The organism is Haladaptatus litoreus (genome assembly GCF_900156425.1).
Lineage (GTDB): Archaea > Halobacteriota > Halobacteria > Halobacteriales > Haladaptataceae > Haladaptatus > Haladaptatus litoreus.
Genome location: NZ_FTNO01000006.1, coordinates 188100 through 213890, shown reverse-complemented (window position 1 = coordinate 213890; position 25791 = coordinate 188100). Strand labels below are relative to the sequence as shown.

Sequence of the window (25791 nt, the reverse complement as noted above, 5' to 3'; positions counted from 1 at the left end):
GCGTCTTTAGGCGCGGGAGGATGTCAATCGGCGTCTGCAGGCGTATCGAAGTCGTGGAAGTGTTCTCCCTTCTCCTTACTCAGAATGTCAAGTGCCGCTGCACCTCCATCACCGGCGGAGATGACTGCTTGCCACTCTTGATCGCGGACCATCGCACCGGTAGCGTAGGCATTTTCGATACTCGTTTCCATGCTCAGGTTGACTGAAACAGTCCCTGAATCGGTGAATTCACAGCCAAGTTGCTCGGCACTATCGCGATCTGCGCCGGTCGCTAAGACGACGTATGTTGCGTGATGATCACCATTATCAGTCGTGATCTGAAACCCATCGTCGTCCTGTTCGATGCTTGTGACTGCTGTCTCCAGATGCTGGGTGACACCGTACTCATCGGCCTGCTCGCGAGCCTTCTCCATGTACTCAGTACCATCAATACTCTCGATTCCCAGGTAGTTGAACAGATGTGCCTTGTGCATCCACGTCTTGTCGGTATCGAACACAGTCGCGTCAAGTCCGTTCTTTGCTGTGAAGAGTGCCGCGCTAAGTCCAGCTGGACCGCCACCGACGATCGTAACATCGGACATGGGCGATAGCACGGCTGGTTTTCCTATAAGTTTACTCCCAACTGGAGTGCACGTACGGTGTAGGGAGCAGGTCGCCATGCTGTGAAATGGATTCGGTGATGATGTCACAGAGTGCCTATTTCGAGTGTAAATGATGGATACGAGTTCAGTCGAGCGGGTCCTGATTCAGCAAATGAACCAACTCCTGCATTCGGTTCTGGTTGAACTGAGTGAGATCATATCGATTGCTCGTATTTCGCTCGCTGTGGGTCACAAGAATCCCGAATTGGTCACAGAGTGAAAGGAGATTTCCCACTACTTGTGGTGGAATAGTTGGTGTGTCAGATGATTCCAATAATTGTTTGACTGTAGGATAATTATGCGAGCATCCTGTGAGAAGTGCTTCGAGTTCGTCAGAATATGATTGAAGCATTCCATACTGTGCTGGAGAAGTCTCATAGAGAGCCCGAATTTGATTGCGAAGCGAATCCGACATCACAGAGTACCTCTTATCGTTGAATGACCATTTTCAGTCTTTCGAATTGCTTGTATAGGCGAAAGTAAGAGATATTCCATACAATTTTGCAACTGATTTTGGATATGTTCGGTATGTTGTGCTCGGTTGAGCAAGTCGCGCTCAGTCGTCGCGTTCGGTCGAACTAGCCGAGAAGACCGAGAACCAACCATCTACTTTAATATGTATGATAGCTAATCAGTGTATCTATTGGTTATGAGTGATAATCAAGGAAGACGTTGGAAACGCTACCTCGCAATCTTCCCTTGGACGTTTGGAGTCTTGTTCATCTTCGTTGGATTAGTCACTATCCTCGTTCCCGAGCCTGACGTTCTTCGATCAGTCGGTGGGGGACTGGCCATGCTTGCTGTTGGATTGTTCGCAATTCCACCTGTGCGTCGTAGCATTAGTACGAGGACAGGGCGAGAATTCTCAACCATCGCTGTAATAGCCATTCTGTTCGTTGGAACCATTGTTTCGGGGGCTATGCTTCCAGAAACCAAACAAACTACACCACAACAGGGGGAAACAAGTGATCTGTCTTCCGGGCCGACGACGACAGTAGTCGACACAGCCACGACATCGAGTGAGACCGTCCCGACGACAGCAACAACAGAGATCATGACCACCGTTCAAACAACGACTCGATCTTCGACAGTGACGTCAACTACTATTCCCCGTTCATCAACGCAATCCGCTCGAGAACCAGCGAGTGGAACCAAATGGACTGTTACAGTCACTCGAGTCGTCGATGGGGATACGATGGAAGTACGGTTCCCAAGCGGCGAAACTGATACAATCCGACTCTTGGGAGTTGATACACCCGAGACGACCCTCAGCCGAGTCAATCCATCTGAATTTGAAGGTATTCCAGATACGACGGCAGGGAAAGATCATCTGTTCGAGTGGGGCAGGCGTGCGGATCAGTTTGCGACCAATGAATTGGAGGGGAAGACGGTTCGTATTGAGACAGATCCCCAGGCTGATCGCCGTGGGAGTTTCGGTCGACTCTTAGTCTACATCTATGTCGATGGCGAGAACTTCAACCGTCGATTGTTGGCTGATGGGTACGCCCGAATGTACGACAGTTCGTTCTCGAAACGCGGTGCATTTGAACGTACAGAAGCCCGTGCACAGCGAGTCAACGTTGGGGTGTGGAATTTCCAAGGTAGCACCACAACATCGACGATAATGACCACAACGTCCGCCCGTTCAAGCGGTGTAACCATTCCGCCACCGCCAGCAGACGGTGATTACGATTGCAGTAGCTTTGACTCGCCAGAACAAGCACAGGCAGTGTTTGACCAAGATCCAAGTGATCCACATCGCCTTGATGCCGACAGTGACGGACTTGCGTGTGAGTCTGCCTGATTGGCGAGAATTTCGACTGGCAGATAATCTGGTACGCTTCTCTAAGGAGGTATCTGCTCCATTTGCTGGTGTATCTGAACAACAGAGTCAGACAAGCAGTGACGATGAAGATCCGACATTGTTTTGTAATAGTGTCCAATGCTATAATTTAACTCATCAAACATTTATATCCTCATAAGTTGTATATGAGTTTGGTGGATTATCCTATGAATCACCGCACTCATACAAGAGGTATCGCTCTCATACTCGTTGCAATCATGGTTGTCTTTGCTGGATGCTCTGGTGACACTACCGCGGACGCCGATACAGCGACTACAACTCTCGGTGAAACAACGACCACTGCTCAGGCTGAGGAGATGGAATCAACAACCAGTACGACAGTGACCCAAACGACGACCAACCAAGAGCAGACAACTAAATCAGAAACGAAAGATCCGTCGTCACTTGCATTTGGTGACGCATATACTGCATCCAACGGAATGCAAGTAACAGTCGATGAATTGGAGTTCGTCGACAGTTACGGCGAAGGATGGGACAAACAAGAGCCCACTTCAGGGAAGAAATTCCTCTTCGTGACGATCACAGCCGAAAACACTGGTGACAAGCCCGCCTACTCTCCCGACGACATGTCGGTTGTCGCCCTCGCAGGCAACCAGCAGTTCAACAGTGAGATCTACTGGCTTGACGACGGCAAAGCATACGAATGGGCCGAACTGCAACCCGGTATCGTCGAATCTGGTATCTTGGTCTTCCAAGTTGATGAAGATCTAACGATTGATGATATCGACATTGTCTGGTCTGAACAGTACTATACATTCGATGAAGACGCCTACGGACGTTGGTCGTAACTATCTCATTCTTTTTCGGACGTGATTTCGATTCGCTTAATGAACAATATTCTCGAGAAGACTGCCGAATGGTGTCCACTCACGTTCGAATACGATGAGGAGAGGTCGAAAGAGGTGAAGGGTCGAAAGAATCGAACAGCGCCCTAATCAGATCATCTAATTATTTATTCCACATCGAGAACGTCACCAAACTCGTGGAAGCTTTCAACAGTTAGATGCGGCTCATCCAAAAACGCTTCCCACTCTGTTCCTCTTCGATTGAGCCACACTCCTTGCATTCCAGATTGCATCGCACCATGCACATCATTCCACGAGGCAGTCACATGTGCAATTTCCGTGATAGGAATCTCCGTTCGGACAGCGGCATGTCGATACAACCGTTGGTCTGGTTTGTAGAGTCCAATCTCCGAGGCACTGATCGTTCCAGAAATGATGTCGCCAATTTCGGTGTGATCAACTAACGTCGCAAGCATGTCCGAATCACCATTCGATAGCACATAGACATCATAGCCATCGTCAGTGAGACGTTTGAGTCCAGTGCGAACGTCATCAAAGACAGTCAGTCGGTCGAGGGCGGTGAGGATTTCCTCTTGGTCTGTTTGAGAAACGGAAGCACCCACCGATTGAAGCGCATAACTGAGCGAGTGACGATATTTGTCTCTACAAGGACGGAATTCCTCGAATTGGGTTGCAACGATGCCGTAAATCTTCGATCGTTGAAACCAGATCGTCGCAGCTTCCCGTGCCTTATCGGTATATTCGGCGAGTGCATCCTCTAACGAACGCATGTCGACGAGTGTGCTATAGGAATCTACCAAGACTGTTTCAACGCGAGCTGTGTCAAACGAGTTCATGACAGTGTGATGCCGAAGATAAGGGATAACGGTTATTCACAGATGAAGAACAGTTTACGTCTATAACACCTCGTAAGCAGCGATCCAACGGAGTCACAATCAAAAAGTGGCCTCACTCGGAATTGGAGCTACCGTTCCTTGCGGTACTTCCGGAGCGAAAGCGGTGCGAAGACGGTGACAATCACGGCGGAAGCGACGAGTACCCACGCGATATCCACGAACTCAACGCCTCCATGCATGAGACCACGGGTAGCGTCGGCGAGATGTGTAACCGGGTTGATGTCGACCACGATCTGAAGCCACCCCGGCATGGTTGTGGGGTCGACGAAGATATTGGACACGAATGTGAGCGGGAACAGCAGGAGGAAACTCGTCGTCATGACGGATTCGGGCTTTTGGACAGTCAATCCGACGACAATCCAGATCCACGAGAGGCTGAATGCGAACACAAGAACGAGTGCCAGTGCGAGGATCACGCCCAAGAGACCGGCCCCAGGCCGGAAGCCAAGTATGACGCCGAGCCCTATGACCATCACCGCGGCAATGGAGTAGCGCATGACATCGCCTAAGAGTGCGCCGACGATGGGCGCGGGTTGCCAGATTGGAAGCGACTGAAAGCGATCGAACAGACCGTTGTCGATGTCCGTATTGAGCCCAAATCCGGTATAGACAGTGATGAAGACGATGGACTGTACGAGGATACCCGGCAAGAGAAACTGGATATACTCGCGCGGCGATCCCGCGAGAGCCCCACCAAAAAGGAATGTAAACAGCAGTGTGAACATGAGCGGGAACGCCGTGACGTCAAACAACTGGAATGGGACATGCTTGATTTTCAAGAGGGCTCTCCACCCGAGTGTGACCGATGCGGAGACTGCCCCAGCACGCGGCGGACGTTCATCGCGTGAGAGGGCATCAGCCAGATCCTCCTCCGTGATGAGCGATGTCTCCTTGGTCTCGGTGCTCATGCTGCTACCTCTTCGGTTTGTTCCTCAGCGGGGTGCCCCGTCAAGGCAAGGAACACCTCGTCTAGACTCGCCTGTCCGAGCGAGAACTCAGCGACACGTACCCCCGCGCCCGCTAGCGCCGAGAGCACCGCTGCCGCGTTCTCATTATCCGCGACGCTCGCAGAAAGCGTGTCACGATCGTCTCCGTCGAGGATTTCCACGCCGAGAAGATCCGTGAGGATGGTTTTGGCCTCCGCCTGCTGTTCCGGATCGTGTAGACGAACGTGGAGTGTACTGGCGCCTACGGCGGCCTTCAGCTCGCGGCTGGTTCCCTCGGCGATTACTCGCCCATCATCGATCACGGCAAGCCGGTCTGCCAAACGATCTGCCTCGTCCAGATACTGCGTAGTGAGGAGTACAGTCGTCCCCTCGGCAGCAATAGCTCGGATGATGGCCCAGACTTGGTTCCGGCTACGCGGGTCGAGACCCGTTGTCGGCTCGTCCAAAAAGATGACCTCGGGTGTGACGACCAGGCTCGCGGCGACGTCGAGGCGACGTTTCATACCGCCGGAGTACGTCCGTACTTGGCGCCTGGCAGCCTCGGTGAGACCGAACGAGGCGAGCAGCTTGTCGGCACGCTTACCGGCACTGCGCCACGAGAACCCGAGTAGGCGCCCGACCAGGACGAGATTCTCGTGTCCAGTCAATTCCTCGTCGATGGAAGCATACTGGCCAGTGAGACTTACCTTGCCTCGAACCGCAGTTGCATCCTGTACAACGTCGTGTCCAAGGACGGTTGCGGTGCCCGAATCTGGGCGGAGCAGCGTTGCGAGCATTCGGATCATCGTTGTCTTCCCCGCGCCATTGGGACCGAGGAGACCGAACACGGTCCCTCGGGGTATCTGAAGGTCGATGCCGTCTACGGCGAGTGTGTCACCGAAGGACTTACGCAGGCCGGTGGTCTCGATTGCGAGTGTCATTTCGTCGTCCTCCTTAGTGTTGTATCGGTTAGGCGGCCAATGAGATTCAACGGAGCGGACGGCGCCGTCTGGACCAATCGCATGTCGTTCCTAGAATTTTGTGTCGCCTCTCCGTTCTCCGCGAATCGTTTTCGTGTCGTGTCCCGGACTTCGGAAAAGGTCCATCGTGCTAGGGTGGTGAATTTCACTCGCGTTTCTGGTTCAGTAATTGCCTCTCTGTATCTCTTTTTGTAAATCATGATACGTGCTCCGCTCGGAGATTAATCCTCCAGTATAGCAGAGGTTCGCAGCGAAGAAATAGGAGCGCCTAGTGGAGTGTAAGTGAAGTTATTTAGTCAGTGTCTCCTGTGAGAAATAATCTCCTGAGAAGGACGATAGTCATTCGGTACAATATCAAAAAACGGGTGAACGGAGATTAGTTCGGCAGTTCTGTTCGTCCCGTTCGCACGCACGACCAGCACGGGAAGTCCCCGAGACCGTCACAGTCGCAGTCCTCTGGTTCGGTATCGTTGTCGTCCTCCGACAAGAACGCCTCAAGCGTCCCGTCGTCGGTTGCGTTTTCGACGGCGGCCATGTGTTTGCAGAAGGCGTTGCGGTGGACGTGGTGCGGGCACGTGCAGGCCATCAGGTCCTCGGTTACGTCGTCGATAGAGACGGTGTACTGGTGGGCTACGGGGTTCTCGTGGCTCTCGTTGGTGACAGTGAGTAGTCCGGGGGCATCGACGTCGAAGACGAACAGTTCGGCCTATGCGCGTTTCTGTGCCGTCTCGTCAACATTACGGCCCGGGATTTTCGGCCAATAGGTACTCTCGAATAATCGATCGCTTCCTCACTTGCATTAAACACTTTCGCAAAGAAGCATCATTACCTGTAATTTCCCTGTCTTTTCCCACAATTGATAGGCTATAAACTATTTTCCTTTTAAGATGAATTTTATATTCTTTGGCTGTGATTCACTACCACATGGTTCGAGAAATAATCGCAGGTATTGTTATCGTGTACATCCTCGGAATGCTTGGAATTGGATATTACTTCCATCAAAAAGGGATTGCTGACCTGGAAGACTTTTTCTTAGCTGGGAAGGGGGCTCCATGGTATCTTATTGCCCTCTCGTTCTTTGCAACAGCAATCGGAGCAGGGGGAACGATCGGGTTATCGGCGTCTACGTTCGAAGCTGAGAGTATCACCGCGTTCTGGAGCTACGGTATCGCGATATTCAGCTTCTTCATCGTAGCGTTCCTGTTGGGCCACAAACTCCCGAAAACTCGGAATATCACACTTCCGTCGATGCTCGAAGATCGGTACGACGAAAAAACCCGAGCAGCAGCAGTCCCGTTCTATCTGCTTCGATTTATCAGCACACTTGGTGCACAATGGCTGGCCGCTGGGACGATCATTAGTTTTCTATTCGCAGATGCGATAACGGTCACAGAGGCGGCCATCATCGGTGCAATAATCATTACAGCATATACCGTCATGGGTGGGATGTCGGCTGTGATGTGGACAGACTTTATTCAAGGTTGTATTCTGTTCGTTGGGCTTTGGTTGCTGGCTATTATAGGGATGATGAATCTTGGTGGGTTTTCGTCGGCGACATCCCAGGTCACCGACGTAGCACCACAGGCCTTCGATCTGTTTGCGATGAAATGGACGCTCATTGCTGGGTACGTCGTTACGCTCGTTCCTACGATGCTCGTGCGACAGGGCTATCTACAACGGATAATGTCTGCGAAGAGCCCACGAGACGGATTCGTGGGGACGACGCTGAACGGTATTATCGGACTTGCGTTTATACCTGTTCCGCTGATAATCGGCGCGATTGGCTTGGTGATGTATGCCGATATCCAGAATCCACAACTCATCATGCCTCAGATGGCCATGGACATCCTGCCTGACTGGTTGGCCGGCGTCGTACTGGCAGCACTGGCAGCGGCGATCATGAGTAGTGGTGATAGTTTTCTGCTCTCTGGATCCTCAAACGTCGTCGACGACATATACATCCGATACTTAAATCCAGAAGCCGGACGGGATGAACAAACCAGGATTTCACAGATCACTGTTGTCGGGTTGATGATATTTTCACTTGGTCTCGCACTCGTCGTTCCGGGAATCATCGATCTGATCGTGTTTGGAGCCGTTGCATTGACCGGCGGCGTCCTCGTTCCGTGGCTTGCGACATTTTATTGGCCACGAGGGACGTCCGACGCGGCATTCTGGAGTCTCATCGTCGGCGCCGGACTCACAGTCGCGTGGTGGTGGATCGGCTACTTCGCGGGAACGTCCGAATACATGGGACTTCACCCCGTCTTTATCGGCTTACCGATGTCGATTCTGTTGTTCTTCGGCATCTCGTTGATGCAGGAACCTGAATACGAAAAGGCGCTTGCAACGGCACGGAAACACAACCTGGAAGACCTCGAACGAAAGACGAAACGCGCGATGAACCAGGGTGAACAACGCAAACCACCCACGATAGAGGATACCGATTAGAAAACCCAAACGACTACGATTTTGAGAATTGACAGACCCGTGTTTCACACTTCTATCCTTCCGATTTCGCCGTCGATCGTGATTTCGGTTCCGTACGGTTCCGACAACGACACCACCGTTTCGAGAATCCTGCTCGCTTTGGTTTCGGTTGCAAGTACCGGTCGCCCTCGTCGTGGTCGTGGTTGTTCGTAGCCGAGATCGACCGGGTACAAAGTAACCTGTTCGAGTTGGCTTTCCTGAAAGTGGCACACTGGCAAGATTGTTTCCCAGAAAGCAGCATCTGCCAAGAATCCAATTCGTTGATTTTCATCGTTACTGACTCGGGCATCGAAGAGATCAGCAGGAAGGGAATCCCACTGGAGCAGATCATATTTGTCGTATATCTCTGCAGGAAGTTTCGTCACAGTCTCGTTCTGCATCATGAAGTTCCCGAGGCTGTAGAAGATCGGTGCTCCATCGTGGATCTCGATTCCACGAAGTACGTGTGGTCCATGCCCAAGAAACGCATCAGCACCAGAATCGATACACTCCCGAGCAAACTGTTCGAGGAACCCGGGTACTGTCTTGTCATTGATCGCACCACCGACGCCCTCATGAATGTGAAGACTTGCGAAAACCCAGTCGGATTGTGAGCGTGCCTGCCGAATTTGGTCGAGGATTGCTGTTCGATCAGCGTTATTTACCCGCTGTGTGACTCCAAATTCGTCGGCTTTCTCGAAGTGTAGATGCTGATTCCCACCGATATTCAGCAGCGAGAATTCCGAACGGTTCTCTCCCGGGACGGGGAATCCAAGCCGTCTGTGACGGTCTTTGATATCTTCTAACCCTAAGGACTCACTCATTGATTCGAGTTGGTCCTGAACCGTCTCTGGCACCGAATAGTGGGTTTCGAGATGCAACGGTGAGAGACCTGGACGGCCCTGTATATCAGGACGCTGTACTCCAGCTTCGCTCCCCGGTGTGATCGTTGAACAGGCAGCCACCACGCCAACACGACCACCTGGTGTATCAACATAAGCTGGCCGTCGGGCATCCGCTAAGTTCTCCCCAAGCCCCGCATACGGAATATCTCGTGTATCAAGCGCTCGCATTGTCGCTTCCATGCCACCGTGCGAAAAATCGCCCGTATGATTTGTTGCTGCGGCAAAGATATCGAAGCCGCTCCAACGAAGTTCATCGGCAACCCACGGTGGTGCTCGCATATACGTGCCCCCGCTGTTCGCTGCCGGGTATCCGTCATAATCGTGGAGTAGGACTTCCAAATTCACGAATGACGCATCGGCATCACGAATCGTATCTACGAGCTGTACAAACTGTTCATCGTCGTAGACGGATTGTTTCCGTGTGAGTATCGCATCACCAGCAGCAGCGAGTGTTAGCTCCTTCCCTTCACGCCCATACAGCGAATCAGTCATGGCATGCAATGGGATACCGACATACATAACAATATATTTCAGAAACCGTGTAATTATCTTCGTCAGTAAGAGTGTGTCTCGGTGTGTATCTGCTCCAATAATTTAGCGAGTTCTTTGCCCAATCCATCATAGAATCGTTGTCCTTTGTCTGCAGTCGCGAGGTGTGGGTCGCCAACCGCTCCAGATTCGCTGTATTCCGTGAATGGACGATAGACAGAAAGCGCTCCGTTATCAAACAAATCCCGTCCTTCCGTGTCGTACGTCGCCTCACGATGCGTTCCAGTGATCGCTTCCTCGTGTACGAGATCGGGACGAAGATGCAACATTAAGGAGGTTTCAAATTCTCCACCATGGGATATACCGCCTACATCGCTTTCACGGATATCATCAACGAACGAACTGGCCAAGTGAAAGTAGGTGAGACCAAGTATTTCGGCCGTTAGATTAGCTGCTCCAACTTCACTGACGGCATCATCGATGAGTGAAATATTGCCTCCGTGGCCATTGAGGAAGAGCAACGCATCAAATCCGTTTTCGAGTCCCGTTTCTGCCACGCTGCAAAGCGTCTTGAGTGCCGTGTCAGTATCGAGTGAAATGGTGCCACCGAATGGGAGATGATGTGGTGAACGACCCGCCCAAAGCGTCGGCGTAATCAGGAGCGGAATATCATTTTCAAGTTGTTCGCCACCGGCATGTGCGATGGCATTCACAAGAATCGTGTCCGTGCTAACAGGAAGATGATGACCGTGCTGTTCCATACTTCCAAACGGAACGAGCAGTATTGATCCCTCTTGCTCTGCGATGGTTCGAATTTCTTCGTATGTCTTCGCCGCCCACGAATGAGAGCTTTTGCCGATTGACTCGAACAACATACAAGCTACATCGGAAAGTTTCGCTTTAGTTGTATGGCAAGCGTTGTACATTCTCTATCAAAAGAGACAAATCGACGTTTTGGGCCGCCAATGATTGTTACTACGAACACTGAGTGAGGCAGAATGCCGGCTACCAATCGTTTTTCTACCTGCTATCGGATGTAATGGTATGGCATACACAAGTGAATTATCGCTCAAAGAAATCCGAAGGGATCTACATGCGTATCCTGAAGCTGGCTGGAAGGAGTTTCGCACAACTGCGCTTGTCGCAGAAGAGCTGGAAGAACAAGGATTCACTGTACACCTTGGAGCAGATGCAGTTGAGACGAGTGAACGGCTTGGGGTACCATCAGAGGATGAGATACAGGAAGCAAAACGGCGTATTCAAGATACAGGATGTTCCGAGAGGTATCTCGACCGAATTGGCGACGTCACTGGAATTGTAGCGGAGAAAACGTACGGAAGTGGTGCAGGACCCACTGTCGGTGTTCGGGTAGATATGGATGCTCTCGAACGAGTCGAAGCAAGCGAGAAGGAGCATCGACCAGCTCGCGAAGGGTTTAACAGCCGTCATCCGGGTGTAATGCATGCATGTGGCCATGATGGGCATACGACGATTGGAATCGGAATCGCTCGTGAGTTAGATGCGAATGGTGGGTTTGATGGTCATTTGAAGCTGTTTTTCCAGCCAGCTGAGGAAGGCGGGAGAGGTGGATATCCAATGAGCAAAACAGGTCATCTCGAAGACATCGATCATTTTCTTGCGCTTCATCTCGGTCTTGATAATGAAACGGGAAAAGTGATAGCAGCTTACGAACGGCCCCTCTCGAATGCAAAACTCGATGTGACGTTTATTGGAGAAGGTGCTCACGCTGGGAAAGCACCAAATCAAGGACGAAATGCACTACAAGCAGCTACAACAGCGATTCAAAACGTGTATGCGATCCCACGGCATGAAGATGGTGCGACTCGGATCAATGTCGGGCAGGTTTATTCGCCAAACGCACAGAACGTGATCGCTGAAGAAGCTCAAATGCGGGTCGAAGTCCGGGGAGAAACAGCCGATCTCAACGAGTATATGCTCGCCAAAGTACATCGAATCATTGAGCATGCCGCCGGAATGCACGATGTCGAGTGTGAGACAGCATTATATGGGAAAACGACCACGTTCCAATCTGATTCTAGTCTCGTCGATATCGTTGTGCAGGCTGCAAATTCAGTCGAGGATGTCGAGATGGTCGTCGATCGCGAAGATCTTGGGGCAAGCGAGGATGCATCCTACCTCATCAACGAAGTGCAAAAGAACGGTGGCAAAGCAACATACGTCGGTATCGGAGCGAGCAATCCATATGGTCATCACACATCACGATTTGATATCGATGAGGATGCACTGCCCCTCGGTGTAAATGTCCTCTCTAAGACCATCCGACAACTATAATCCGAACAATGAAAGTGAACCCAGTGACAATATTTACAACAATCTTGGAAAGATAGAATATGGCCACACCAACAACAGACTGGACGACGCCATCATTGTTCTCGTCCAAAAACGAACTCGAAACACCAGTACTGACCGTCGACCTCGACACGATGGAAGACAATCTCCGAGAGTATGCGAACTTTGCGGAGACACACGACGTCCGATTACGGTCACACGTTAAAACCCATAAGAACGCTGAAATTGCGCGTCTCCAAAGTCAGATCTCGAACGGCGGTGGAATCGTATGCCAAACGATCAGTGAAGCCGAAGTGATGGCAAAAAACGGACTTGAGGATATCTACCTCTCGTATACAGTTGTCAGCGAGCGAAAGCTGCACCGACTCGTCTGGCTGGCTCGGAAGTTGGAGAGGTTTGCCACTACTGTCGATAGTATCGACAACATCGAACCACTGCAGACGGTCGCCAGTGAGCACGACGTACCTATCGACGTCGTCCTCGAAATCGACGTCGGGCTAAATCGAACCGGTGTTTCACCCGGAGAGCCAGCTCTCGAAGTCGCACGGTTCATCCAAGAACAGTCACATGTGGAACTGTGTGGCATACTTGCTTATGAAGCACACGTGAAGGGGGACGCAGCGACACGAGACGAGTACGAACAGGAATGCATGGCCGCAATGGATGTTGCTGAAGGGACGGTCGATCTCCTCGAAGCCGAAGGTATCCCGGTTGAGGAAGTCAAAGTGGGTGGGACTGCAACGTCGAAATATAGCGGGAAACACCCGGTCGTGACCGAAATCAATCCAGGGATGTATCCGTTCATGGATGTCGGGGAACTCAAACATCGTCCGTTCGATATCAGAAAAGACGACTGTGCGGCCACAGTAGTGAGTACCGTCATCTCGAAACCGACGGAAGACCGTGCCGTGGTCAACGCCGGCAGTAAGACGCTCTCGCTCGACAAGCCTCAGATGCCCGTTCCGAAAAATCGAGACGATATCAACTATGCGAACGCATCCGAAGAACACGGGTGGATCGATACGAGCGACAGTGAGGAGCCGATCGAAGTCGGCGATCGATTGGAGTTCATCGTACCGCACGTCTGTACGACGATAAATCTGCACGACACCATCGTCGGTGTCCGGGATGGCACCGTCGAGGAAATCTGGCCAGTTCAAGCCCGAGGGAAAGTCCGATAACGGGCCGCACCCTTCCCGACGATTATTTTCGGATGACTTGTCCGGGACGTGCCTCTGTGAACTCGTTATCCTGAACCACGAGTTCGCCGTTGACGATGACATGTGGGATACCGGTCGGGAACTGTCGTGGATGTTCGTAGGAGGCGTCTGTTCCGACCGTTCGTGGATCGAAGAGGACGATATCCGCATCGAGACCGGGGCGAAGTACTCCTTTGCTGTCGAGCCCCATCGCACGGGCTGGGAGTGACGTCATTTTCCGAATCCCCTCTTCGAGTGTGAGCAAGTTCTCCTCGCGGATGTACTGACCCAAAATCTTCGGATAGGTTCCGTAAACGCGCGGATGAGGACGGCCTCCAAATAGCCCATCGGTGCCAACATTGACGCGTTCATTGGTGAGAATCTCCCGAACGTCAGTTTCAGTGAGTTGGTGCAGTAGCATACTCACTTCGAGCTCCTCATCCACGAGGAGATCACAGACGACGGAAACCGGATCGGTGTCTCGTTCGGCAGCGATTGTTGCGATACTCTTTCCCTCGACCGATTTGTTGGCCGACGACTGGACGCTTGTCACCTCGATGTTCTCCCACCCAGTGTAGGCGCCTCTATTTTCCCATCCCCCGATGCGCCACTCCTCTATGTCTCGTCGAATCTGGTCGCGGCTCTCATCGTCACGAAGATATCGAAGCGTTTGCTCGGGGCCGTTGGCTTGCACCCACGGCGGCAAAACGTTCGTGAGAGTCGTACTACCCGCGGTGTAGGGATACTGCTCGACGGTAAGATCGACCCCGCGCTCACGAGCCGTCTCGATGATAGCTAATGCCCGGTCGACCTTGCCCTGTTGTGGTGGCCCAGCGAGCTTGAAGTGGGAGAGATGCAATGGAATCCCGACTTCAGCGCCGATGTCGATGAATTCATCGAGTGCACTCCATATCTGTTCACGTTCGTTTCGTATATGTGCGACGAACGGCCGCCCATAGTCGTGAAGAGCCGATGCGAGTCGTTTGACCTCGGCCGTATCAGCGTATCTCGCCGGAGGATATACGAGTCCAGTCGAGAGCCCAATCGCTCCGTCGTCCAGTGCCTCTGTAATATGTTCGACCATCTGCTCAAGATCTCCAGCTGTCGGATCGGTATCGCTGAACCCGAGTACATTGAATCGAACCGTACCATGGCCGACGAGCGTTGCGACGTTCGGAGCGAGCTCCTGTTTTCCGATCGCATCGAGGTAGTCTGTGAGACTCTCCCAGCCCCACTCGTCGTCGAGTCGTCCATTGATACCGCTCAAATGCGTTTCCCAGGCGTCAACCTCGTCTCGGTACAGAGGTGCCATCGAGAACCCGTCTTGGCCGAGGATTTCAGTAGTAATTCCCTGACGGAGTTTTGGAGCAAGTGTGGGATCGGAGAATAGTTCGAGGTCGGAGTGAGTGTGTGTATCGACGAATCCAGGGCATGTAACGAGTCCTGATCCATCGAGAGTTGTTTTCGCAGAAACCTGTGGGGATGGTGTGCGGAAAATTTGGTCGATCGTTCCGTCCGTGACAGCGACTGAGCCACGGAACCACGGTGCACCAGTTCCGTCGATAATTCGTGTGTCTTTGACTAGTAAATCAAAGGTCATGGATAGACATCGATGAACGGCGTAAAAAGCATTCGTGGGGTAGTGAACAATACATGACAATAAAATTTTGAGATATCGTTCGCGAGATCGCTGACGATGACACAGTTCTCACTGTGTGATTGATACGAGATAATCGATAATCGGTTCGCGTTGACCGCGCTCGGTGGGTCGCAGATACGGTGGAGATGGAGCGACGGCCAGTGCACCAGCGGCTCGAGGAGTTGCATGAACGCGATGAGTTAGACCGCAGGAAATTGAGTCCACGGGTGGTTATCTGCTGGATTCCGGGAGAATAGGTACAATAGGTACCTTAGTTGGCGATTGTCGGGTATTCACTTCTCTGTTCTCTGTTTTCAGCTTTGTTTTGAATTGACCCTGTAGAGCTGTCGTCTTTCACATCTCTCGTACACAATTAGTCGAAGGTGAGAGAATAGCAGCGTTTTCGTGCATCGGCAAATAAGAAGCGTGACTCGACGAGATCGTGGTCTTCGAGTCTCGTGAGCGCGTAGCGAACTGTACGTGAGGGAAGCAAGGTTTCATCGGCAAGTTCAGCCTGCGTGAGCGCATCGTCGTTGTATTCGAGTACTTTCGCAACCAGTTTCGCACTTGGTGGGAGCTCGGAAAGAACGGCGGTCGGTGGTTTTGTTTGTGGATCGTCTGTGTCGTCTGGAGCTTGTACACGGTGTTGCATTAGACAACAACTCTGACTAGCAGCTCAATACATCTTTGGTATGGCAGAGATGTCTGTCGGATCGAAACTTCTCTCCCATCAATATCGTTCTAATTAAGTGTGAATGGGAATGCAAGGGATGGGATTCGGATCCATGGACGCCTCCGCGAGCGGGTGTTAAGCCCACCGCCGTTGGGCCTGGTTTAGCTAACCCTCGCGCATCGGATGATCCCGTCGGTCAGAATAAGTGAGTTGCTAATTATGGGAGGACGCTAAGCAATAGCGTTGTGCTGGGAGCAATAGAGTGGTAGTAGAAGAGGAGTTTCACGGTAGATATCTATGTTAGTATGAGCTACTAACTAAACTCCATCTGAATTTCGAAGCAAACGCGATAGAAATGACTCCAACATGAAGCACCACTCCGTAAAGATCTTCCTCGTATCTACTCCTTATAGCGAGAACTACTCAAATGAAAATCAACCTATTACTAGGCGTGGATGAGTTCGTGTCGGACAGTCGCGCTGAATTGCTCCCAACCGTGTTCGTAGGCCGCCCAGGCCAGCACAATTGTGATATCGCCCGTTGTAAGGTCGTACTTCGTGACGCCTGTTTTTCGTTGGGCTCGATGTGAGACTCCCCAGTCGATCGCCTCGACGGTAGGTCCGGGACGTGTTCGGCAGAGCTCAAACGAATCTTACGCAGAATTGCGAGCCTCTTCGGCGCAGTCTACGAAGCGTTCGACGAATCCCGGAACGTCAGTTCGAGCTTTGATTTCATCATAGGAGAGCCAATGCACTGCAGCAACTTCGTCGGTAGCTCGAGGATAAGCATCACCCGATATATACTCACAAAGAACGACAATATTGAGACAGCGAGTACTGTCGTCGGCTTCAAACGTAGTGCTACAAACATACTCAATGTCGCCGATTTCGATGCCGACTTCCTCATAGAGTTCTCGGGCAGCTGTCTTCTCAAGTGCTTCCGTGCTTCCAGGTGGCTGTTCGACTTTCCCTCCTGGGAACGACAATAGACCGGCAGCATGGTCTTCATTTTCGCCGCGTTCAATGAACAGGTACTCATCGCCTTTGACAACGACACCATCAACGTTCACGACGTACCCATATTCTTCAAGCATTATAGACAAAATAGTAACAAGACGCAATAAATATACTGTCTACTTCGTATGTTTGACCCGGGGTTAGTTTGTCCAGTATTCGGAGAGTTGCCACCCCTATGTCTGATTCTTCTTTGAGTGTTCGCTGGTCGGTGATCTCCGAGAACGTCAGTTGGCGTACCATGGATAAAAACAGCTGAAGCGGTGGTTAGTTCGGTAGTTCCCTTCGTCCCGTTCTTACGCACACGGCCAGCACCGGAAGTCACCGAGGCCCTCACATTCACAGTCTTCGGGTTCGGTATCGTCATCCTCGGACGAGAATGCGTCGAGTGTGCCGTCGTCGGTTGCGTTTTCGACGGCGGCCATGTGCTTGCAAAAGGCGTTCCGGTGGACGTGATGCGGACACGTGCAGGCCATCAGTTCGCTGGTCACGTCGTCGATAGTGACCACGTATTGGTGCTCTGCAGGGTTCTCATGGCATTCGTTGGTGGCTTGGATGAGTCCAGGGGCTTGGCGTCGATGACAAGGTACAGATGGTCACTTTCGGTCCGCTAGGCGAGCGTATTTCCCCCTGAACGGCATCTACAGAGTCGGAGAAAACTATGATTGAAAAGCTCCGTCTCACGACCCGCATCGTTAGCGACCAGGACGAAGCACTCGTCTTCTACACAGAAAAGCTTGGACTAAAGAAGGCAGCAGACGAGACGTTTGGGCCCGATGATCAGCGGTGGGTTACTGTCGCAGCCGAAAAGGATGACACTGCGGAAATTGTTCTCGAACCGATTGACTGGTTTGAAGGTGAGGAAGCTGACCGTCGCTCTGCAGTGATTGGGGAGCAACCGGCACTCGCCTTTACTGTTGATGATTGTCAGGCGACGTATGAAACGCTGTGTGAACGCGGTGTTGAATTCACATCTGAGCCCACAGAACAGCCCTACGGAATCGAAGCTATCGCAACTGATCTCTATGGGAATGGGATTGTCCTTGTCGAACATCCCTCGGAAGCAGCGAGATAATAGCGCAGTAGCCCCATCGTATTACCGCTCACGGGCGACGAAACAGAGCAAAAAGTTCGCACACTGCCAACGAGACGTCACCGGGGGAGAAACAATAACATGCGATTTGGCCGGTCGCGTATAATTGTCGTCATGTAGATAGAACAAGACATTTACGGACCTGATAAGGGACGAAGCGATAGTCGGTATGCACAAGCCATCCCGCATATTCACGAGATACGACACGAGTAACACACCTGTAGCATCACGAAAGACACCTGCTGCACCAGACCATGTCAATTCAGTTCAACACCACACAAGAGGACGCTGCACAGTTCCTAACGGCAGAAACGGAGGCCGACGTTACGGCTGCGCTCTCCGACAGTCGTCTCGAAGCTGCCGTGTGGAAACCACTCGGCGGTATCGAGAACAACTACGGCATTGTCGAGAACCAGCAGGCCGATCCGATGGCCGCATTGACGGAACTCATCGTCAACAGCATCGACGCCATCCTGCTGAAAAACTACCACGAATACGTTGATGACGAGTCCACCGGCGACGAATTTGGGACACTCAACGCGGCCGCCGACACGCTCATCGACCCCGATGTCGAGGAGATACGCCTCGCTGCTGATGGTACGGGAGAAAAGTCGCTATCGTTGACGCTCTCCGATACCGGCTGTGGCCAGCCGATGGAACGGTTCGAAAATACGTTCCTCGGATTCCTCCAGCCGGGAAAGACCAAACAGCAGTACGGATTCCTTCAGGGCAAGTACGGAATGGGAAGCTCTGGCGTATTACCGTTCTGCGGAGAGCGGGGCTACAAACTTGTCCTCTCTGCGGGCGTCAATCGCTCCAAGGAGTGGAGTTGGACGCTCATTCGAAAGAACAGGACGAAGGATCGCTACGAGTATCTCACGCTCGATGGCGACGTACCGACGTTTCCGGGGACGGTAAACGGTAAGATCAACGGTTCGATCGTCAAACTGTTCGACTTCACCGTTGAGGCGAAAACACGGTTTACGACGTCGTTCCGCTACCGACTTGAACGGTATCTTCTCGACACGCCCGTCCCGCTAACGCTCGCGGACATGCGGGGCGACGGCCAGCCGGATGTGACGACGACGAACGGGTTGTTCGATACGCTCAACCGGTACAACGAGTTAGTCGCATCGGATCAGACCATCGCCTACAACTTCGAGGACGCGACGCTCGACACCCGAGATGTCCGCATAATCCTCTTCGAGGACGACGCGACGCTCGAAGCCGACGATAGCTTTACACACGAATGCGGATACGACCCCGTCACGGCGAAGAACAAACACTTCGTCGGTGGCGAGAAACACCGCGATCAAGCCATCTTTTTCGTCATCAACGGACAAACGCACGGCGACCAGGGTCGGACGTTCATTCGGAATCGGTGCAGTCTCCCGCACGTCGCCCGCGACGTGCTCGTATTCGTCGACTTCTCCACCCTCGATGATTCGAGCGTAGTCGACCTCTTTCCCGCATCACGCGACCGACTCCGGAACAGTCAGAGCGCACGTACGCTGAAGCGCGAACTCGAATCGCTTCTCGAGACGAACGACATCCTCGTCGACGAAGAACGGCGTCGTCGCCAACAACTACCGACGGACGACCCCGACGAGCTCGTCGAGGATGTTCTGATGACGATTCTCGAACGGAACCCAGCGTTACAACGCTACTTCGCCACTGGCGACCGGTTGGAACGACCGACCGTGCACGATGTGAACGCGGACGTCGATTCACGCGACCGGTATCCGAGCAGGCTCGAACTCATCGAGACGTATCACGGTCCGGACGAGTACGACGTATGGAGTTCAGATCGGAGCACGTCCGCCACTGACACGGCGGACGAGAGCAACGTCGAGACGGACGCAGCTCTTGAATATGGAAAGGAGATGCCTTCAAACGCGTATGCTCTGCAACGATTCGTCCTTGACGCTCCGAACGATTATCTGACGCGAAGCGGCGATCCGGGGTCGATCGACGTCACTCCGAGTGACGTGGTCAAATCCGTGCGGGTGTTGAACGGTATTCTCGCACTCACACTGAAACCAATCGAGAACGCGTCGCCCGGACAGCGCCTCCCGATTCACGTCAAAGTCGGTCCCGCTGGGAGGGACGGCGGAACGACGCTCGAACGGTCGTTTACGCTCGAGTATCTAGAGCCGCGTATTGACGACCGAACGCGAAACACGAACTCGCACACGAACGGGTTTGGCGAGGGCAAGACGATCTTACCAACCACGCATCCCGTCTACGAAGAGGATTGGGACGCCTACGACCGTGCGTTTGACGAGGACACAGTTGTACATGTGATGGACTCCACCGAGGAGATAGACATCTACATCAATATTGACGCTGCGCCACTTCAGCAGTTCTTGACGAACCACACGTTGACGGACGCGGGGAAGGAGTACGTAAAACGGGTGTACAAAACCGGCGTCACCCTCTACACGGTCGCTCAGTATATAGAGTTCCGAGAGGAGTTCGACGACGAGGACGTCGACGTGACGGAATTCGTGAGCACTGCGATGCGCGGAACGGGACAAATTATCCTCGACCAGACCATCAGTGACGACCAACTCGACTCGCTCACCATGTAGACGGTAGCGAGCGCGACTTTTAGATACCGATCTCTCCGTTCGCCATCCTCTCTCACTCACCTGTGATGTCCAGCACCACCTTGTTGGTGAGTCTGCCTCCTTCGACCATCTCGTATGCCTTTGCGACCTCTTCCAACGGCAGCATCGAATCGATAACCGCGTCGAGTTGACCGCGCTCGGCGATGCGTCGCAGTTCCTTGAGCTGTCACCGATCGCGTTCGAGGAATAGCGTGTGAATCATGAGCCTAACGATCCGGGACGATTTGCGGAGCAAACAGTACACGAAGTTAGTATAATCTATTAACTCAAGAATCGTGCCTGTACCGTTTGAAAACGAACGAATGAGAGAATGAGGGAGAGCCGAACGCGTAGTGAGAAGCATTTCCTCATCGGTCGGTATATCTGCACATTCGCTGAGCGTTCACTGGGTGCCCATATCGGACAGCGTCATTCGACGTGACAGAAATGAAAAAGAGAGACGGGATTATCAGCAGATGGTGAGAGCGCGCTTCCGAGTGGCTTCCGCGCCACAGTCCTCACACGCCCAGTATCTGTGGTCGACGTTGCCGTACTTGTCGTAGCCAGTGTATGGGCCACTGACACGCTCGTCGTCGTCGTTGGCCTCCGATGGGAAGGCCTCAAGCGTCCCGTCGCCGGTTGCGGTTTCGACGGCGGCCATGTGTTTGCAAAATGCGTTGCGGTGGACGTGGTGTGGACAGGTGCAGGCCATCAGTTTCTCGGTTACGTCGTCAATGAAGACAGTGTACTGGTGGGCTGCGGGGTTCTCGTTGGTGACGTCGACCATTCCGGGAGCCTCGACGTCGAAGAAAAGTACAAGAACCACGAGGTGATCGAGCGAAAAGGCTCATCTTCTGAGCTATTTGTTTCGAAAGATCGAGATCATGTGCCTCAAAGGCAATGTCTCCAATATCGTTGTTGATGGGAGTAATCACGATTACTCCCATGGTAACACCGAGTACCAGCACGAGCGCTTGAGTAGGGATTTCGTGATAACAAAGACTATCGACGGTGTTTATTGGGGTTCTCAGCATCAGTAACGATCGGGAGAACTAAATGACAAACCAAGAACAAGAGATAACCGATGTCGAATCGACCGAACGACGCTCGTTCATGAAGAAGGGCGCACTCGCAACGGGGGCGCTCGCGTTGGGCCTCGGAAGCGCCGGAAGCGCGTCGGCACAGGGCCAGAACGTGCTGGTGTACACCTACGACTATCACCCCGGTGTCCAGTTCCGCGTGACCGCATCGCTCGAACAGTCGACCACGGTGCGACTGCTCGAACGACCCGGTGGAGGGGACGTCCCCGAAATCAGCCAGCCCGACGACTACAGCGCGTACGTGATTCGCTACCAGCTGGGCGGTGGGGGAGGGCGAGGCCAAATCACGTCAATCGTCTTTGGCCGCGATCTGTCGCTGAGTACGGGTACCACGCGCCGCTTTTCCGGCGACGCGTCGATCTTCAGTAGTACGCTTAACCTGCTCAGCACTACCATCGAAGGAGGCGGAAACTAACGGGAAGACGACGATCAGAAGTTGATTCGTCAGCATCGTGGTCGTCCCTCTCCACTTTTTCGAACCGAGATCCGGACAATAAAAATATTTCATGCCCATATTCATACCCTCTGCTGTATATTCAAATCCTATCCGTACGAGTACCATCGCGTTCTGCGTGAGAATAGTATGCTAGCTCCACGACTGCGAGAACGCACCAGTGGTGGCGGTGATTGAAATGAGCAAGGATTCCGTGGTAATTTTTCGGTGTCTAACTGGACGTGTTGGCACGGGAAGTGAAACACAGCCACAACCGTATACTCACCATGAAGACGAAAGCGTGTTACTCATTATCTTGGGCGATGGTGATTCACCGGTCAGGGGTGCACCCGACACGCTGCCAGAGCTGGCTGTTTTATACTCTTTCTCTTCACGGCTTTTTTGAGATTGATATCACAATCCAGGTGAGATGATGACCATCGCCCTCCAGATTTGCATTACTGACTTCGTGCTGCGACGCGGCGCGACTGAAATTGAAGTAGCTCGGTGAACTGAATTGCTCCTGGCGGTGCGAATCGTAGGCGTCCCACGTCAGCGAGATCGCACTCTGAGTCATAGTTCGTTGTTCCTGCTGTTCGTTGCGCCCGCATCGAGATGTCCCACTCAATCGTGTCCACCAGCAGGGATAGGAAGTGCGCAGCCGCGACGTCCGCTGCGTGTGCTTGCGCTCGGTCGAACAGGGCGCGCTCAGTCGTCGGTGTGTCATCACTCTCGGTCGGTGCATCCGCGCATTCCGTGAGCGTTCGCTGGTCGGTGATATCCGAGAACGTCAATCGGCGTACCATGGATAAAAAGAGCTGAAGTGGTGGTTAGTTCGGCAGTTCTTTTCGTTCCGTTCTCACGCATGGCCAGCACGGGAAGTCACCGAGACCAGCGCAGTCACAGTCGTCTGGTTTGGTATCGTCTTCGTCCTCCGATGGGAATGCGTTTAACGTTCTAACTTCAGTTGCGTATTCGAGTGAAAATTCACCAAATAATGGAAACATAGAGAGATATCGGTGCCGTCAGAGCAATAATTAAACTCCTACCGAGCGTACCTAGCGTGCCTCAGGCAACTGAGGGGAGGGGGTGGAACGATGCCAACATACATCTGCCTGTTCGATTATACAGAGCAAGGAATTCAGAACATTGAGGAGAGTCCGACGCGGCTTGACTCATTTAAAGAAATGGTAAATGAACAGGGTGGCGAACTCAAGGGATTTTACCTCACGATGGGTCGACACGACCTGGTAACAGTCGTTGAGTTCCCAGACGATCAAACCGCGGCAGAAGTACTCCTTCGACTCGGCAGCTTAGGAAATGTGACGACGGAAACCCTCAAAGCATTTCCTGAAGACGAATTCAGGGAAGTCATCGGTGACCTCCCATAAATATCGATTTTTACTTCGACCAATTATCTGTAGAGACTGCGTTCCTATGAACACTCTTGAGGGTAAAGCGCGTCGTCGATGGAGACTACGTATGGGAGGTTACTGGAAGTCAAACGATCCCTGATTGACAAAGCACCTTGTAGTGATGAGATCAGCACACGAGAACCATTTCTCATGAATCTCATCAGATGATAACCATCCAACAAATACATTCTCGTTCATGGCGTAGATTTATGTGTATGCCAATAGATAGCACACAGATTCTCAAACAAGGCTACAGTCGAAGCATCAAGCAAAATGGGCTCATGCTCATGGGCATCATCTTCGTCATCTCTGTGCTTAACGGTCTATTGGGAATTAGCATCACCCGGTCGATGGCTGATCAGCAGTTGGCTTCGGGTGCTGTCCAAATGAATCCCACGTTGCTCTTACCATCTGTGTTAGGGGGAATTGTCGCATCCGTGTTGAGCATCGCACTGCTCGTCGTGAGCATCGGGGCCATACGCGTATTCGTGAGCGATGAGACAGAACGCCTCCCTCGTGAGTACTTCACCCGGAATATGGTCTGGGCTGCAATCAACTTCGTTATCGGTGGGATTATCTTTGCAACTATCGTCTCACTAGGCTTGGTTGCGTTGATTGTTCCAGGCATCTTCCTGCTCGTGACCCTGGTATTCTGGACCGTCTACGTGGCTGTCGAAGATCAGAACTTTATCAAAGCGTTCCGCAGCAGTTGGGGATTGACGCGTGGCTACCGCCTCAACCTCTTTGCGCTGGGCGTGGCAGTGACACTCCTCGTACTACTCGTCAACCTCGTCTTTGGACTTGGTGACCTCGCGAGTGGAAGTCTCATGGGTGATATTGTTGCGCTAGTCTTCGCACAAGTTGCCAGCGCCGTTACGACGGTGTTCTCAACGGCTGTGCTTGCGACCGCGTACACCGAACTCAAAGCACGGCAGGACGAAGAGCGGGAGAAGATGATCAGCGAGGACACGACCGCTGGACGTCCCGCTGCCTGACACAATTCCTTTTTTGAGGAGTGATTGGTCGTCAGGGCTTTTGATGGCGTCCTTTCTCCTATCCTGTGTTAGCAGTCGTAACCCACGCTATCATCAGATACGCGCTCATTTGTGTGGATACTTCGTGCAATTAATTGTCACACTACATGATAAGCGATCCTTCGCTCATTCAACCAGATTTCACAGCAAGTCTTTACTCAGGAGTGACGTATGAGATGGGAAGCGATGAAGAGCGCAGGGAACGACGTATACACGGTATTTGATGTTCGAGCTGCCCCCTGAAACAATCGTTCGTCCATCGATCTGCGCTATCCTATTAGTTCTGATCCCGTTATTCATACGTCGGCTCAACCGGTTAGATATGCTCTCTCGGAGTCGCTGGCTCTCGTTTGCAGGTGGCGCTTCGGCAGCTTTTGTATTCGTCCACGTATTTCCAGAACTCAGTGAGGGGAGCCGAACTGTTAAGCAAGCCGACCCATTTTACGTGGTGTCTGAACAGCACGTCTATGTTGTTGCTCTTGCCGGGTTTACCCTGTTCTATGGACTCGAACAGTATGTAAAAGATTCTTCCAGATATCTTGGCGACAGTCAGAACAGTCGGACGAATGCTGGCACCTTCTGGGTACAATTGGGTCCCTTTGCCTTCTATAGTTGTCTCATTGGGTATCTACTCTTCAACCGGCACCAACCAGGTCTGGATAGTCTGGTCTTCTTCGCTCTCGCAATGGGGCTTCATTTCATGGAGACAGATTATGGTCTTCGCGAAACCCATAGCAAATTATATGATCACGTCGGACGGTGGATACTGGCAATAGCAACAGCGAGTGGAGCAATAATTGGTTTTTTGGTTAAATTTAATGATGCTGTGATTGCAATTCTATTCGCATTTTTAGCTGGCAGTGTCGTCCTCAATGTGACCAGGGAAGGACTTCCAGGGGAACATAAGATTCGGTTCCGAGCGTTCGTGGTTGGCGGAACAATCTATACGGTACTACTTCTCCTAAGCGGATTGTAACCCACGATGGTCCTTCACATCGTCGATGGAGACCACGTATTGGTAGTTTGCGGGGTTTTCGTGTCTTTGCATAGTGAAAGGGCCGTAGCGCCGCTGCAGATGTGGCAGCGCGAAGCCGCGCCACCCGGGCTCTTCGCCCACCGGACCGTGGAAGAATACATAAACGATGAGGATGAGCCAGGGAATAGAGGCCAAGGAAGCGAGTCCGTTAAAGGATGCCATAGCTCCCAGCAAGACAATCACGCCGAGCACTAAGATCATGGGAATGCCGATCAGGGTGAACAGGTACCATCTAAGCTC

At 52.4% G+C, this 25791-nt stretch carries 25 protein-coding genes and 1 tRNA gene; 11 read left to right on the top strand and 15 right to left on the bottom strand.

The window, feature by feature from the left end:
• Positions 1 to 23: 23 nt before the first annotated feature.
• Positions 24 to 581: an NAD(P)/FAD-dependent oxidoreductase gene (locus BW974_RS20925; protein WP_076432636.1), complete on the bottom strand. Its 558-nt coding sequence runs from the start codon at positions 579 to 581 to the stop codon at positions 24 to 26.
• A 709-nt stretch (positions 582 to 1290) separates the two neighbouring features.
• Here BW974_RS20925 and BW974_RS26715 point away from each other — a divergent pair.
• Both BW974_RS26715 and BW974_RS20915 read left to right on the top strand, forming a co-directional pair.
• Positions 1291 to 2445, top strand: coding sequence for a thermonuclease family protein (locus BW974_RS26715; protein WP_084186427.1), 1155 nt, complete (start codon positions 1291 to 1293; stop codon positions 2443 to 2445).
• 185 nt (positions 2446 to 2630) lie between these two features.
• Entirely contained in the window at positions 2631 to 3293 is a 663-nt protein-coding gene (locus BW974_RS20915; RefSeq protein ID WP_076432628.1) for a DUF4352 domain-containing protein, read from the top strand.
• Positions 3294 to 3457: 164 nt separating this feature from the next.
• Here the strand turns inward: BW974_RS20915 and BW974_RS20910 are convergent, their stop codons facing one another.
• From BW974_RS20910 to BW974_RS25900, 4 genes are all read right to left on the bottom strand, one after another.
• Positions 3458 to 4147 carry a haloacid dehalogenase type II gene (locus BW974_RS20910; protein WP_076432627.1) on the bottom strand — a complete coding sequence of 230 codons (690 nt, stop codon included), beginning with the start codon at positions 4145 to 4147 and terminating at the stop codon, positions 3458 to 3460.
• 128 nt (positions 4148 to 4275) lie between these two features.
• Positions 4276 to 5115, bottom strand: a complete 840-nt coding sequence (locus BW974_RS20905) for an ABC transporter permease (protein ID WP_076432626.1) — start codon at positions 5113 to 5115, stop codon at positions 4276 to 4278.
• Entirely contained in the window at positions 5112 to 6074 is a 963-nt protein-coding gene (locus BW974_RS20900) for an ATP-binding cassette domain-containing protein (protein ID WP_076432625.1), read from the bottom strand. Before BW974_RS20900 ends, BW974_RS20905 begins: the two co-directional genes overlap by 4 nt.
• A 415-nt stretch (positions 6075 to 6489) precedes the next feature.
• Positions 6490 to 6699 (bottom strand): hypothetical protein, encoded by a 210-nt coding sequence (locus tag BW974_RS25900; RefSeq protein WP_175609752.1) that lies wholly within the window; start codon positions 6697 to 6699, stop codon positions 6490 to 6492.
• A 338-nt stretch (positions 6700 to 7037) separates the two neighbouring features.
• Between BW974_RS25900 and BW974_RS20890 the strand changes: the two genes are divergently transcribed.
• The gene (locus BW974_RS20890; RefSeq protein ID WP_076432619.1) at positions 7038 to 8564 is read left to right on the top strand and encodes a sodium:solute symporter family protein; all 1527 of its coding nucleotides are present in this window, start codon (positions 7038 to 7040) and stop codon (positions 8562 to 8564) included.
• Positions 8565 to 8608: 44 nt separating this feature from the next.
• On the opposite strand, the gene BW974_RS20885 is transcribed toward BW974_RS20890, so the two are convergent.
• Positions 8609 to 9979: a CapA family protein gene (locus BW974_RS20885; protein ID WP_076432614.1), complete on the bottom strand. Its 1371-nt coding sequence runs from the start codon at positions 9977 to 9979 to the stop codon at positions 8609 to 8611.
• A gap of 62 nt (positions 9980 to 10041) precedes the next feature.
• Complete coding sequence (locus BW974_RS20880; RefSeq protein WP_076432612.1) at positions 10042 to 10851, bottom strand: creatininase family protein; 810 nt, start codon at positions 10849 to 10851, stop codon at positions 10042 to 10044.
• A gap of 169 nt (positions 10852 to 11020) precedes the next feature.
• On the opposite strand from BW974_RS20880, the gene BW974_RS20875 reads away from it, so the two are divergent.
• Together BW974_RS20875 and BW974_RS20870 are read left to right on the top strand one after the other, a co-directional pair.
• The gene (locus tag BW974_RS20875; protein ID WP_076432611.1) at positions 11021 to 12289 is read left to right on the top strand and encodes an amidohydrolase; all 1269 of its coding nucleotides are present in this window, start codon (positions 11021 to 11023) and stop codon (positions 12287 to 12289) included.
• 59 nt (positions 12290 to 12348) lie between these two features.
• Positions 12349 to 13488: an alanine racemase gene (locus tag BW974_RS20870; RefSeq protein WP_076432609.1), complete on the top strand. Its 1140-nt coding sequence runs from the start codon at positions 12349 to 12351 to the stop codon at positions 13486 to 13488.
• A gap of 22 nt (positions 13489 to 13510) precedes the next feature.
• On the opposite strand, the gene BW974_RS20865 is transcribed toward BW974_RS20870, so the two are convergent.
• The 5 genes from BW974_RS20865 to BW974_RS25895 all read right to left on the bottom strand — a co-directional run bounded on the left by BW974_RS20865 (position 13511) and on the right by BW974_RS25895 (position 17340).
• Entirely contained in the window at positions 13511 to 15106 is a 1596-nt protein-coding gene (locus BW974_RS20865; RefSeq protein WP_076432607.1) for an N-acyl-D-amino-acid deacylase family protein, read from the bottom strand.
• A gap of 412 nt (positions 15107 to 15518) precedes the next feature.
• On the bottom strand, positions 15519 to 15797 hold the full coding sequence (locus BW974_RS20855; protein ID WP_076432602.1) for a helix-turn-helix transcriptional regulator: 279 nt from the start codon (positions 15795 to 15797) through the stop codon (positions 15519 to 15521).
• A gap of 110 nt (positions 15798 to 15907) precedes the next feature.
• Positions 15908 to 15994 (bottom strand) — tRNA-Leu (locus BW974_RS20850).
• A gap of 476 nt (positions 15995 to 16470) precedes the next feature.
• A complete protein-coding gene (locus BW974_RS20845) occupies positions 16471 to 16911 on the bottom strand; it encodes an NUDIX domain-containing protein (protein WP_076432600.1) in 441 nt (146 codons plus the stop codon).
• A 216-nt stretch (positions 16912 to 17127) separates the two neighbouring features.
• A complete protein-coding gene (locus tag BW974_RS25895) occupies positions 17128 to 17340 on the bottom strand; it encodes an SWIM zinc finger family protein (RefSeq protein WP_175609751.1) in 213 nt (70 codons plus the stop codon).
• Positions 17341 to 17492: 152 nt separating this feature from the next.
• Here BW974_RS25895 and BW974_RS20840 point away from each other — a divergent pair, with 152 nt between their 5' ends.
• On the top strand, positions 17493 to 17906 hold the full coding sequence (locus BW974_RS20840) for a VOC family protein (RefSeq protein WP_076432593.1): 414 nt from the start codon (positions 17493 to 17495) through the stop codon (positions 17904 to 17906).
• A 272-nt stretch (positions 17907 to 18178) separates the two neighbouring features.
• Positions 18179 to 20515: a hypothetical protein gene (locus BW974_RS27565; protein ID WP_084186426.1), complete on the top strand. Its 2337-nt coding sequence runs from the start codon at positions 18179 to 18181 to the stop codon at positions 20513 to 20515.
• Between the two features lie 52 nt (positions 20516 to 20567).
• Here the strand turns inward: BW974_RS27565 and BW974_RS27305 are convergent, their stop codons facing one another.
• Together BW974_RS27305 and BW974_RS26700 are read right to left on the bottom strand one after the other, a co-directional pair.
• Positions 20568 to 20708, bottom strand: a complete 141-nt coding sequence (locus BW974_RS27305; protein ID WP_217694384.1) for a zinc-binding dehydrogenase — start codon at positions 20706 to 20708, stop codon at positions 20568 to 20570.
• A 294-nt stretch (positions 20709 to 21002) separates the two neighbouring features.
• On the bottom strand, positions 21003 to 21320 hold the full coding sequence (locus BW974_RS26700; RefSeq protein ID WP_245800228.1) for a DUF8118 domain-containing protein: 318 nt from the start codon (positions 21318 to 21320) through the stop codon (positions 21003 to 21005).
• A 269-nt stretch (positions 21321 to 21589) separates the two neighbouring features.
• On the opposite strand from BW974_RS26700, the gene BW974_RS20820 reads away from it, so the two are divergent.
• On the top strand, positions 21590 to 22048 hold the full coding sequence (locus tag BW974_RS20820; protein ID WP_076432591.1) for a twin-arginine translocation signal domain-containing protein: 459 nt from the start codon (positions 21590 to 21592) through the stop codon (positions 22046 to 22048).
• 476 nt (positions 22049 to 22524) lie between these two features.
• Here the strand turns inward: BW974_RS20820 and BW974_RS20815 are convergent, their stop codons facing one another.
• On the bottom strand, positions 22525 to 22872 hold the full coding sequence (locus BW974_RS20815; protein ID WP_084186425.1) for a hypothetical protein: 348 nt from the start codon (positions 22870 to 22872) through the stop codon (positions 22525 to 22527).
• 291 nt (positions 22873 to 23163) lie between these two features.
• On the opposite strand from BW974_RS20815, the gene BW974_RS20810 reads away from it, so the two are divergent.
• The 3 genes from BW974_RS20810 to BW974_RS20800 all read left to right on the top strand — a co-directional run bounded on the left by BW974_RS20810 (position 23164) and on the right by BW974_RS20800 (position 25491).
• On the top strand, positions 23164 to 23457 hold the full coding sequence (locus BW974_RS20810) for a GYD domain-containing protein (protein WP_076432589.1): 294 nt from the start codon (positions 23164 to 23166) through the stop codon (positions 23455 to 23457).
• Positions 23458 to 23696: 239 nt separating this feature from the next.
• The gene (locus BW974_RS20805; RefSeq protein WP_076432587.1) at positions 23697 to 24476 is read left to right on the top strand and encodes a DUF7847 domain-containing protein; all 780 of its coding nucleotides are present in this window, start codon (positions 23697 to 23699) and stop codon (positions 24474 to 24476) included.
• 262 nt (positions 24477 to 24738) lie between these two features.
• Positions 24739 to 25491, top strand: coding sequence for a hypothetical protein (locus BW974_RS20800; RefSeq protein ID WP_076432585.1), 753 nt, complete (start codon positions 24739 to 24741; stop codon positions 25489 to 25491).
• Positions 25492 to 25791: the final 300 nt, after the last annotated feature.